This window comes from Ruegeria sp. L12 (assembly GCF_056531745.1).
Window position 1 is genome coordinate 1 of the sequence record NZ_JBQFMH010000005.1, and the last position, 12,322, is coordinate 12,322.

Here is a 12,322-nt window from a genome sequence, read left to right on the forward strand (position 1 = left end):
CGGATATCAAATACTTACCGCCCCAAGGGGCGCTTCTTGCGTTCTGAGCTTCCGCGCCCAGTGCTACACCAGCGCTACGCCAAAGAGCAAACAACAGCAGCGTTTGCGGAGCGAATCTTACACTCCTCCAATTCCGAATTGCTCTAACATAAAGACCAACGCAGCTTCACCGTCAGTGCTATCAGCAATGCCAGCCAAGTGAAACCGTCTTGCCCGCAGGCGTATGCAAAAGGATTTTCCCCTACCCGGGGTATACTCGGTGCCGGGTATATCCCGGGTAGGGAGAAACCACGGCCCAAGACGATATCTCGAATGGCGGTTTTGAGCCCAAACCTACCACGCAGGATTAAAGGCGCGCTGCTGTTGCATTCGGTAAAACAGCGACCCCATGCGGACCTTTAGAGTCGGGCCACTTCTGGAAGCACTCGTAAATGAGCCTACCTAACTGGTGGCGGGACCTAAAATGGTTTGACCATATAGTTTTCCTGGAAGAGTTTTCACATTTTGGCTCCGCCATTGATTAAAAATTTCCCATAAATCCGAGAATTTATGTTAAACGGGTCAAGCCTGTGACGCTTTTGGTCGCTTAGGTTTTAATGTTTCAAGTTACTTTTTTAGAGGGGACTAACAGGGATGGCTTTGATCTTTAGGCGCGGTGGAAACGACAGCATTTTTGGGACAAACAAATTTGATCTAATATTTGCAGGAGCTGGTGACGACGAAGTCGACGCAAAGGCAGGTAAAGACATCATCGTCGCAGGGCGGGGCAACGACACTGTCAAGGGTGGTTCCGGAGCAGATATCGTTCTCGCCGGTCGTGGAGATGATATCGCAATATTCAATCTCGCCGAAAATGCTGCAAATGGACACGGTTGGGACCGTTATGATGGAGGAAAAGGTCAAGACACCCTGAGATTAGAGTTAACATCTGAGGAGTGGGCTAGTTCAGAGATTCAAACCGAAATCTTAGCCTATTTCGAATTTCTAAAAACTGCGAGCGGAAAGAAAAAATTCAATTTTGAGACGCTAAAGCTGTCAGTTTCTAAGTTTGAATTAGTAGAGCTAATTGTCGATGGAGAACCGATTAACCCCCTGCAGGAAGTAGTTGATCTTTCGGATTCTACATCCAACGAAACAATAGAGATCACAAGTCAGGTCGGTAGCGTCGTCACAACTGGGTCTGGCAGCGACAACATAACGGGAAACATCGGGAACGATGTGATACTGAGCGGCAGCGGTAGCGACTTCATTTACCCAGATGACGGCAATGACTATGTAGACGCCGGTAGCGGGGATGATACCATCGTCGCGGGTCAAGGAGCGGGAGATGATATTTATATCGGCGGCGCTGGCAACGACACCATTACATATACATCTGCCGAAAATAGGGTTGTAGTTGATCTACGAGAGATAGATCGCAGCGCGCAAACATCGGCCTTTTCAGTAACATTCGCCACGATCGGCGAGTTGCTTTCGAACCCACCTGCACCAGCGCCTTCCTTGGCTTCAAATACACCGACAGGATTTGCCGAAGGGGAAGATGTCGATCTGGATGCGCTTATCGGGATAGAAAACGTGATCTCTGGAAACGGTGATGACTTTATCACAGGTTCCGATTCAGACAATTTGATCGAAAGCGGAGCTGGCAACGATGAAGTCAACGCGCTTGGCGGCAACGATTTCGTGAGAGGTGGTACCGGCAATGACACACTGAACGGCGGGTCAGGAGATGATACGTTGGTTGGAGGTGAAGGAAACGACACAATCATTGGCGGTCTTGGTAACGATACAATAATTCTATCGGGAAACAGCACTGAATACTTGATTGAGAATGTTGCAGGAAGCACTTACAGGATCACTGACTCCGTGGCAGGGCGCGACGGTGTTGATACGTTTTCAAATATTTCACTCGTTGTTTTCGCAGATGTCTCACTGTTTGATTATCAATTGCCACCGGCAGGACCAATTGAAGGCACTGAGGATGATGAGACCCTAATTGGTACTACCGGCCCAGACTCCTTTTTCAGTTTTGGCGGTAACGATACTATACTGGGCGATGATGGCGGCGACTACATTCTTGCGGATGCTGGAAATGACAACATCGACGCCGGTGAGGGTTTTGACACGGTAGACTATACCAATTCCGAATCCCCGATAATTGTAAATCTCGTTGATGGCGTTAATGGCACGGTGGCACACCGTTTCGGGGGCGTCGACTATTTGGACACCATCACAAATACAGAGTTTATTTTTGGCACTATTGGCGATGATGAATTCAATTCTTCCGAAACCGGTGGAGCGATATATGAGCCATTTGGTGGAAACGATGTGGTCACGGGAGGCGCTGGCTTCGACGGTGTTTCCTACGGATTGTTGGATCAAAACTCTCGCGGTTTCGAAGTAATTTTTTCGACAACCGAAGCTGGGAACGCTGATGTTGTTGTTGACACTCAAGGTGACCGAGACACCCTAATAAGTATAGAGAATGTCGCCGGCTCTCAAAACAGTGACATATTTCTTGGGGGAGCAGGAGATCAGGTGTTTGCGGACGGAAACCCTGACATTTCACCGGGTGATCCAGTGTTCGGCACATCGGATTTGATTGATGGTGGAGATGGCTTTGACACTCTCGATGTTACCGGCCCACTCTCGGTTAGTATCGATATGGAAAACGCGCTAACACCTGAAGAAGTTACGCAGTTTGTTGATGATACTTTCGGAGGATTTGCCGCCCTTCACCCCGACACCGCAGCTAGATTGCAATCTGACTTAACTGGGTTCTTCTGGTTCACCAACGGTGCAGGAGAAACAAGCATAGCTCGTAGCATAGAGTCTGTAGACTTGTTCCGTGGCGCGTCAGATTTTGTTGCAGGAGATTCAGGGGCTAACGTGTTCAGTGGATTTGCTGGCGATGACGAGCTGCTTGGACGTGGAGGAGATGACTTTCTATTTGGTGGTCTCGGAAACGATATCTTAGATGGTGGATCTGAACAGGACAGTTTGGCAGGAGGTGCGGGAACTGACGTCTTAATTGGCGGAGCGGGCGATGATGAAATGGCCGGTGGTATTGACGCCGACGAGTTTCAATTCAATCCTGGGGATGGCAATGACACTATCAGCGATTTTGAACTTTTGTCCGACTCCCTGATACTGAGCGGCGGCTTAACCATCGAGAATCTCTCTGAGGCGGACATCAACGGCGACGGGGAACTAGACACAACCGTCGAGTTTTCCTCTGGTGACAGCGTAACACTACTGTTTGTCAGTGGCATCACTGACCCTAACGATTTACTGTAAGTTGCAGGCCACCCTCGTGAGACATTCGGTCTTAAATCGCAGTGGCTCTGGCACAACCGACTGATGACCGAATTGTAGAGCGATTAGGAAGCGGTATCGTACTGCTGGTTGCGGATCAATCGCGATTATATGGGTCTTGGGGGGCTGCTGTCAGCAATGCCGACGTTAGCCTCGCTTGAGTTTGTCTTGATTGGGCTCAAGGTTGTGAATGTGGTGCCGGACGCTATCGCTTAACGCCGCCTGGAATAGCTACCGTGTTGGTAACTTCAGCGGGAAACGCAGGCGTCCTGATGAGGCCAGCGTCGGTCGTTTTCGCATCTTGGGCATCGACCCCGGCTCTGGGCCTATAGATTCTTGAGATGCTTCTGTTGTCAATTGCGATTTCCGCTAGACCGGTTTAGAAGGTCGTGGCGGTCGTTCATCCTATTGGTTAGTCTTGACGCCACGAATTTGTTCTAGCGGTACAATTCGTTAGAAGGACTTAGTGCATATTAGAACTGATCGGACGTAATGGTGTAGTCCATGCTCAACTAAACTTTGCAAAGTCTGGTTTCTGGGCTTTTTTTGGCGTTCTACAGCCCGGATGTTGCTCCGCAGCGAATTGGGGCTTTGTCCCGCATCTCCCCAGTTGGGTACCAGCGCAGCGAAGGACCGGTCCAGAATATGGCTTCATAGCCCAGTCTGAACGGCGGCTTCCGCCGCTTCGACATGATTTTCTTGCGCCTGCAGAGAAGGGCCGGTTTCCGCCCTCTGGTATAAGCGAAGTCCTAGAAATAGCCCTTGTAAGCGAAAGGGATGCATTCTGGCTCCCGCAAGACTTTGAGGTTCAATGCTCCCATGGATATAGCGTCAGGGAACATCTTCATTGGGCAGAAAGTGCCTGCCCAATGTTTGCCTTCAATGTGGAAGTGCTTCTAGAGACGAGTAACCAGAGTCGCGCATTCAGAAGCCCGTGTAACAGCGGTATAGAGCCAATTCCTCGCATATTTGTCGAAGATGTGACTTTCATCCTCTACAATCACGTGGTTCCACTGGCTGCCCTGGGCGCCTTGTTTTATTGGTCGGAGTGAGAGGATTCGAACCTCCGACCCCTGCCTCCCGAAGGCGAGCTCCCGGGGTGAAAGTAAATAAAATAAGGGCCTTGAATGCCAACTATTGCGCTTCAGTAGCAGATTGCGCTGCGATAACGTTGCGGTTTCATTGCGAGCAAACCCGGCCCCTGTCGTATCTTGGTAAGCTCTTGTTTTTTTGTAGGTCATCCAGAACCTTATATTCAGTGCTAGTTTGTTCTCTGCATTATTGCCCAGATCCAACCCACTTATGCACGGTGAAGAGTTCTGCCATGGGTCAGGCCATTCACTTTCTCCAGGATAGCGTCTGCGTCAATGCAGTGATGGCGATAGAGATCGCCGATTGTTCCGGTCTGACCAAAATGCTCGACGCCCATTGGAATTGTCTGATGTCCAAGCACTGCCCCGAGCCAGGATAGAGTTGCAGGATGACCATCGATAACGGTAACAAGCTTGCAGTGTGGCGGAAGGTCGGACATCAGGGTTTCGATGTGAGAGCGTGCCGCTCGATTGCCACGAGAACGCGCTCGTTGAGCGGCGGTCCATCCGGCATCTAGGCGATCTGCTGATGTCACGGCCAATACACCTATGTCGCGACGGCCTTCACCAATCATACCGGCAGCCTTGATTGCCTCCGGCGCGACTGCTCCTTGATAGGCAATTACAACTTCGCAATTGGGCCCCGGTTTTCGTAACCAATAGGCCCCATCAATGGCACCTTGGCGGAACTCGTCATCGAAACGTTTGCCGGGCTGTTCAATCGGGTTGGTCGTCAGGCGCAGGTAGACAGACCCTCCGGTTTCATCGCGCAGCCATGTGCGCTCGTCGGGCTGCCCTTCGCCATCGCGCTGCAGGTAGTCGAAGGCCCATTCCATGATTACCGCCAGTTCATCAGCAAAGGCGGGTTCAAAAGCGGCCAACCCGTCTTGGCTCATCCCGATGAGCGGTGTTCCAACGGATTGGTGTGCTCCACCTTCTGGCGCGAGTGTGACACCCGAAGGTGTGCCAACCAGCATGAAACGCGCGTCCTGATAACAGGCGTAATTTAACGCATCGAGGCCGCGGCTGACAAATGGATCATAGACGGTGCCAATTGGGATCAGCCTCTTACCGAACAGGGAATGCGACAGACCCGCCGCTCCTAGAAGCAACATGAGGTTCATTTCGGCGATACCAAGCTCGATATGCTGTCCCTCCGGCGTAAATTCCCATTTCGCCGTCGAAGGGATCCGGTGTTCTATGAAGGCGTCGGCTTGCTCGGATCGGGCGAATAGTTTGCGCCGGTTCACCCAAGGACCAAGGCTTGTCGTGCCTGTCACATCCGGAGAGGTTGTCACTATGCGTTCAGCCATTGGGCTGTCGCCTTTTGATAGATCGTCTAGGATCTTGCCAAACGCCATCTGTGTCGAGATTTCGCGACTGGTGTCGATCTCGATGGTCGGCACATCCAGCTTGTCATCAAAATAGCGGCGCGGACCTTTGACAAAGAACGGGGCGCAGGCCAGAAAATCCTCGAGCGCGTCTGGGTCTTGCACCGTCACAAGCGGCTCCCATTCTTTGCCTTCTGGCACACCCATATGCGATTGCCACGCGGCGAACTGGCTATTGTTCATCAGCCCGCCGTGGTTGTCCTTGTGGCCTGCAATGGGGGTGCCCCATCCTTTGACTGTGTAGGCCAGGAAACATGTTGGGCGATCATGATCGATTTCGGCAAATGTTTGGGCCATGGTCTCGACGCAGTTGCCGCCCAGGTTTTCCATAAGGGCCGCGAGCTCTGCATCCGTGCGCCGTTCGATCAGAGCGGTCACATCCCCTTGATCCCCGAGATCGTCCATCAGACGCTGTCGCCAATTCGCACCACCCATGAAAGTCAAAGCTGAGTATTCCTGGTTGGGGCAAGCGTCGATCCAATCACGCAGGCGGTCTCCGCCGGGCTCGTCGAAGGCAGCACGTTGCAAGACGCCATATTTCACGCGAACGACATCCCAGCTGAAAGCATCGAAGATTTTCTCGATCCGTTCAAACAGACCTTCCCGGACGATACCGTCCAGCGACTGTCGGTTATAATCGATGATCCACCACGTGTTTCGCAGGTCGTTTTTCCAGCCTTCCTGCAACGCCTCATAGACGTTGCCTTCGTCCAGTTCAGCATCGCCAACAAGTGCCACCATACGCCCCATCGGGGCGTCTGAACCCCAGCTTTTGGCCTTGATGTAGTCTTGAATGATCGAGGCAAACGAGGTGATCGCGACACCTAAACCTACAGACCCGGTCGAGAAATCAACATCATCTATGTCCTTTGTCCGGCTGGGATAACTTTGCACACCCCCAAATCCGCGGAAATTCTCCATCTTCTCACGGGTCTGATTGCCCATGAGATACTGAATCGCGTGAAATACCGGCGACGCATGGGGTTTGACTGCGACCCGGTCCTCAGGGCGTAGGGCCGAGAAGTAGAGCGCGGTCATGATAGATACCATCGAAGCAGACGAAGCCTGATGGCCACCGATTTTGATCCCATCCACCTTTGGTCGGACATGGTTGGCATGGTGGATCATCCAATGAGACAACCACAACAGGCGCTGTTCGACGATCTTCAGTTGGGTGGGATCTATGTGCATGTTGGTCTCCTGGTTTAGGCGGCGCTGCGAGCAGGGTAGGGCAAAGCTTGTTCCAGGTCTGCAAGGATATCTTCGACATCCTCTAGCCCGACAGACAGACGGATCAGGCCATCGCTTATCCCATGCTCAGCCCGCTCTTCCGGGGTATACGTCGAATGAGTCATGGAGGCTGGGTGTTGGATCAGTGTTTCCGCGTCGCCCAACGACACCGCACGCTGGATCATATTCAGGCGGTTCATGAATTCAATTCCTCCGGACAGACCAGATTTGATCTCGAACGCTATCATAGCGCCCGGTTGGGACATCTGTCGCTGCGCTACATCGTGCTGTGCGAAGCTCTCAAGACCGGGGAAATAAACCTCACCGACGGCGGGGTGCGCTTCGAGGAAGTCCGCGACGACCTTGGCGGACGCACAGTGGCGATCCAAACGCAGGTTCAGTGTCTTCAGACCACGCAGGATCAGCATCGCGTTGAAAGGGGCCATTACCGCGCCGGTCATGTCCTTCATCCCAACAAGGCGGATCTCAGCAATCTGTTCGGCGGACCCGACAACCAAGCCGGCAACCACATCGCCATGCCCACCGAGGTATTTGGTGGCAGAGTGCAGAACGATATCTGCCCCGTGCTCGATCGGGCGGGTTAAATACGGGCTAGCGTAGGTATTATCGACGACGACCGTTGCACCAACCGAATGCGCAATTTCGGCGCTCGCGGCGATGTCCACCAAGCGCATATTCGGATTAGCCGGAGTTTCGAAATAGACAACGCGGGTTTTGTCAGAAACGGCAGCTTTCAGGTTCTCAGGGTCTGTCATGTCTACATGCGTGATCGTGACTCCCCATTTTGCCAAACCGTGACGCATGAAAGCGAAGGTGCAGCCATAGAGCGTTTTGTCCACGATGACTTCGTCACCTGGCGACAGCAGGGTCCAAAGCACTGCCGTAATCGCCCCCATGCCGCTTGAGAGAGCTAGCCCGGCCTCGGCTCCTTCAAGCACGGCAATACGTTGTTCAAGAAGGTCGCATGTGGGGTTTGAAATACGGCTGTAGATATGACCTTCACGCTCTCCAGCGAACATCTCTCCGCCAGCCTCTGCGGTTTCAAAGGTAAACGTGGACGTCAAATGTAGCGGTGGTGTCAGAGCACCGTCATTTTTCAGAGGGTTATAAGCATGGTGAATGGCGCGGGTGGCAAATCCGGTTGAACGGGTCATTACAAGCTCCTGAATCATGTTGAAGCTAGTTTGCGCCTTAGTTTCGAGTTAATGATTGCTAAGTATGCCAACATGAGAATGAATGTTAGCAGATTCTGCTAAGAATGAGGGTAGAGTGGACGCTAAGGACAGGCAAATCATTCGAGCGTTGCAGCGGGACGGGCGCATGACGAACCAGGATCTTGCTGACGAGGTGAACTTGTCTCCCTCACCGTGTTTGCGCCGGGTCAAAAACCTTGAAGCCAACGGAGTGATAAAGGGATACAGCGCCGACGTTGACGCAGCCGCATATGGGATCGCCATTACCGTCTTCGTGCGTATCAGGTTGGAGCGACACAACGAAACGGACGTTCAGAACTTCGAGAAACGCGTTCGGATGATCGATGAAGTTCTTGAATGCCACGTGCTGACCGGGGCAATGGACTACCAATTGCGGGTTTTGGTATCGGATCTCGAGGCCTACGAGGAATTTATTCGTCACCGAATTCATCCTATCGGTGGGATAGCCTCGATCGATACCAGCTTTGTCTATGGAACGGTAAAAAAGACCGCAATTTTTCCGCCCGAATAGATGGACCCAGTTTGAATGAGTTGTTGCCAATCGGCTAAACAATTTAGTTGATTGATTTTTTCCCTCCGCAATTCCCATTCTCACCGTCGCTATATCAAAGACATGCAGCGTTTGCTGCATCACTTCTGAGAGGATAGCGATGACAAATAAACCGTATGGCGACACCCGGATGGCGAAGTATGTCGAACGGAGGGTGCTCGAACTGAAACCTACCAAGAGCCAAGCCGAGATCGCGGCGCAGGTGGGATACGTCAACCCGAACATGATCACGATGATCAAGCAGGGTGGTTCCAAGGTGGCATTGGATCGCGTCCCGGCTTTGGCGAAAGCTTTAGAATGCGACGCTGCCTACCTTATGCGCCTCGCAATTGAGCAGTCGATCGGCCTGACCGCAGCCGAGGCAGTTGTCGAGGTGTTCGGAGAAACTGTCACGTCGAATGAACTTGTCTGGCTAAAAGCAATTCGCAAGGCCTCTAACAACACTGATCCCCGGCTGACCAGTCGGTCAGAGAAGGCGATCAAGGCCATCTTCGGTAGATAGATGCCAATGTATGATCGGAAGGACGACCTGACTTTGAATGAACTCGCCTGGTTGCGCTTCCTCCGTGACGTGAGCAACGGAAGTGATCCTGAGCCTACCTTACGGAGAGTGCAGCTATTGAGGCGCCTTTGTCGACCTCACAAAGAAAAATGGAATGGGTTTTCGAGATTGCGGCGAGGAATGGCTGGTGAACCCTGCCTCGCCGGGTCCCTCGCTGATTGAACTGAGGTTGCACAAGGTTGACAAAGGTTTACATTCGCCTTCCCGGGATCGACGGAATGTAAACCTTTCAACATTAAAAACACCTCAAATCAGGCCAAAAGGTTTACACTAAGTTTACATTAAGTTGACAGATTTCGGCTCAAAACCAGTTTTTCAGACCAAAATGTAAACCTTTGAACCAGAGAAACCCAATAAAACATGGTTCTCTGAAAACGACACAAACGAACTCAGGCCAAATAAGCTCACCAGAGAGCGAAACACAGGCCAGCTAACACCTGACGCACGTAAGAGAACGGATGTAACTCAGGCCAGCGTAGAGAGCGCCTGAGCTAAAACCTCATAGAGAGCAAACACACAGGTCTAGGCCAGCAAAGCTATTGAGCTACTCCGGAGACGAAATACCGACGATTGCTCATACTACGGAAATAGATGCACCTAGAGAGAAACACCCTAAGAGAACGGACACACGTAAGAGCACCCAAGAGAGCGACCGATAGAGAGAATGCGTGTAAGAGGTGCATGTGTGCCTAGAGAGAAGAGGTGCGCGTGTGTAGAGGGGTAATCGTAGGAGGGAGTGCTCAGCGGCGGCACCCAATTTGCGCTTGTGTTTACGAGACTCTTATATGCTCCGTTGCTTCAATGCACTCATTGGAGAGCCGGTAACTTGCGGTGCAGCGTAAAGAAGGCAGTGCTTCGATTGTATGTGCTGTTATTCGTTTGGAAGATCCTATTGCGACTTCAAGAGAGCAGCTTCATTGAACCCTTGAGGCGTCGTTCCGCATCTTTTGCAATCGCCGTGAGTCTTTCCTGTCGAGTTGGCTCACTAACAGCGTCGCTAACTGGTATGGGCCTGCTCTCGACAGGGCGATCCGACTTTTCATTGTTCGACCGGCTTGGAACGTTTTTCGGTGTATGCGGATTCTTAGATTTTGCCATTGCCACTAACTCCTGGCCTCGACGAAAATAGACCGGTGATTGTTTTCTGACAACCGCCCGGAGATCAACGCCAGCACCACAGACGCGTCGCCCCTTCGCACCAGCGACGCAGTCGTATAACTTGCAGTTCGTTACGCCCAACTGGGCGGCTCAAAAAACTGCTCGGGGGCCTGGAGTTGGACAAACTGTCAGTCATGCAAGCTTTTCGCCGTATCGTTGAACGCGGTAGCTTTGCCCGTGCGGCGGAAGACCTTAGTGTTTCTCCTGCGCTTCTCAGCAGAGAAATCAAGCTTCTGGAAGAAAGTCTGGGAACCGTCCTCCTTACCAGAACGACCCGATCGATGTCACTGACTGACACCGGCAATCTCTATTACCAAGATGCAATTGGAATTCTCGACGCGGTCGAAAAAACGGAACAGACCATCAGGGAAGGTGCTAAAGCGATGCGTGGGCACCTTCGGGTGAATGCGTCAAGTTCCTTCGGCCAAACCGTTATCGCACCGATGCTTCCAGAGTTCTTGGAAACTTATCCAGATCTGCGATTTACTCTTTCGATGGACGACAAGGTGATCGATATGGTCGAGGGCGGGTTCGATCTATCGATACGTATCCGCGCTGCCATGCCGGACTCGGCCCTTGTTGCGCGACGGATCGGCGTGATGCGACAGCGGATTTTTGCGTCTCCTGACTATTTGGAGCGATGCGGGACACCGACCCAGCCGGCGGATCTGAAAAACCACGCGATCATTGGCTTTTTGCTTGCTGATCATTTGACGAGCTGGAAGCTCTCGGCCGCCGAAGGTGTCACAACATTAGAGCTTGATCCGCGCGTGCGCGTCGGCAACAGCCTCGTTTTGCGGGATCTGCTGATAGCGGGGCAAGGCATTGGAACACTGCCCGAGTTCGTCTCTGATGCTCCCGAAGCCAGTGGGGCCTTGGTGCGAGTTCTTCCTGACCACGAACTACCTGCGCCAGAAGTATTCGCCGTTACAGCATCTCGCTTGGGAATGGACGCAAAGGTCACAGCCTTTCTTGATCATCTGCGCCTGGCTCTCAGATCCTGACATTATTCAATACGGGTAAAGAGTGATGTCAAAGAGCGCGCCTTAATTGGCGGCGCAACAAACTCCATTCTCTCAGGGAACAAGTTGCAGCCCTGAGAGGTACCCTATGTCACGTATTCTCGTTCTCTACTATTCAAGCTATGGCCACGTCCGCACATTGGCCGATGCCGAAGCTGAAGGCGCCAGAAGTGTTCCCGGCACTGAAGTTGACGTTCGACGTGTGCCCGAAACCGTCCCTGCGGAGGTCCGTCAGCAGGCTGGCTATGTCGTAGATGATACACCTGCCGCCTTGCCGACAGATCTGGAAAACTATGATGCAATCATCATTGGAACACCGACCCGATTTGGCATGATGGCTGGCCAAATGAAGTCCTTCCTTGACCAGGCGGGAGGGCTTTGGGCCAGGAATGCACTGGTTGGCAAGGTCGGAGCGGTCTTTGCATCAACAGGTTCGCAACATGGCGGGCACGAGGCCACCCTTCTGACAACGCAAGTCCCTCTTCAACACTTTGGGATGCTGATTGCCGGAATGCCCTACACATTTGCTGGCCAGACTACATCAGAAGATATCATTGGCGGCGCACCATATGGTGCCGGAACGATCGCCGGTGCTGATGGTTCCCGCACACCTACCGAAATTGACCTTGCCGGAGCGCGGTTCCAGGGCGCTCATGTTGCAAGGATTGCAGCGTGCCTCGTTGGATCAAACCTCCAAGCGGAAGCAGCGTAACCCGCGCGCATCTGACGTCTCACTCAAATTCTCAAACGCCTTAGCCGGGAGACATA

Annotated in this window: 8 protein-coding genes; 5 read left to right on the forward strand and 3 right to left on the reverse strand. The window is 52.5% G+C overall.

Features of this window, described 5'->3' with window-relative positions:
* Window positions 1–633: 633 nt before the first annotated feature.
* Window positions 634–3,297, forward strand: a complete 2,664-nt coding sequence (locus ACR0K9_RS09710; RefSeq protein WP_480822684.1) for a calcium-binding protein — start codon at window positions 634–636, stop codon at window positions 3,295–3,297.
* A 914-nt stretch (window positions 3,298–4,211) separates the two neighbouring features.
* On the opposite strand, the gene ACR0K9_RS09715 is transcribed toward ACR0K9_RS09710, so the two are convergent.
* Genes ACR0K9_RS09715 through ACR0K9_RS09725 form a run of 3 tightly spaced genes read right to left on the reverse strand, consistent with a single transcriptional unit; the run spans window position 4,212 to window position 8,202 of the window.
* A complete protein-coding gene (locus ACR0K9_RS09715; RefSeq protein ID WP_480822686.1) occupies window positions 4,212–4,556 on the reverse strand; it encodes an ATP-binding domain-containing protein in 345 nt (114 codons plus the stop codon).
* 59 nt (window positions 4,557–4,615) lie between these two features.
* Window positions 4,616–6,988: a 1-deoxy-D-xylulose-5-phosphate synthase N-terminal domain-containing protein gene (locus ACR0K9_RS09720; protein ID WP_480822688.1), complete on the reverse strand. Its 2,373-nt coding sequence runs from the start codon at window positions 6,986–6,988 to the stop codon at window positions 4,616–4,618.
* A gap of 14 nt (window positions 6,989–7,002) precedes the next feature.
* Window positions 7,003–8,202 (reverse strand): methionine gamma-lyase, encoded by a 1,200-nt coding sequence (locus ACR0K9_RS09725; RefSeq protein ID WP_480822690.1) that lies wholly within the window; start codon window positions 8,200–8,202, stop codon window positions 7,003–7,005.
* Between the two features lie 115 nt (window positions 8,203–8,317).
* Between ACR0K9_RS09725 and ACR0K9_RS09730 the strand changes: the two genes are divergently transcribed.
* The 4 genes from ACR0K9_RS09730 to wrbA all read left to right on the forward strand — a co-directional run bounded on the left by ACR0K9_RS09730 (window position 8,318) and on the right by wrbA (window position 12,266).
* Complete coding sequence (locus ACR0K9_RS09730) at window positions 8,318–8,773, forward strand: Lrp/AsnC family transcriptional regulator (protein WP_480822692.1); 456 nt, start codon at window positions 8,318–8,320, stop codon at window positions 8,771–8,773.
* A 139-nt stretch (window positions 8,774–8,912) separates the two neighbouring features.
* Window positions 8,913–9,314: a helix-turn-helix domain-containing protein gene (locus ACR0K9_RS09735; protein ID WP_480822694.1), complete on the forward strand. Its 402-nt coding sequence runs from the start codon at window positions 8,913–8,915 to the stop codon at window positions 9,312–9,314.
* A gap of 1,334 nt (window positions 9,315–10,648) precedes the next feature.
* Window positions 10,649–11,536 (forward strand): LysR family transcriptional regulator, encoded by an 888-nt coding sequence (locus ACR0K9_RS09740; RefSeq protein ID WP_480822696.1) that lies wholly within the window; start codon window positions 10,649–10,651, stop codon window positions 11,534–11,536.
* A 106-nt stretch (window positions 11,537–11,642) separates the two neighbouring features.
* Window positions 11,643–12,266, forward strand: coding sequence for an NAD(P)H:quinone oxidoreductase (gene wrbA / locus ACR0K9_RS09745; RefSeq protein ID WP_170716086.1), 624 nt, complete (start codon window positions 11,643–11,645; stop codon window positions 12,264–12,266).
* Window positions 12,267–12,322: the final 56 nt, after the last annotated feature.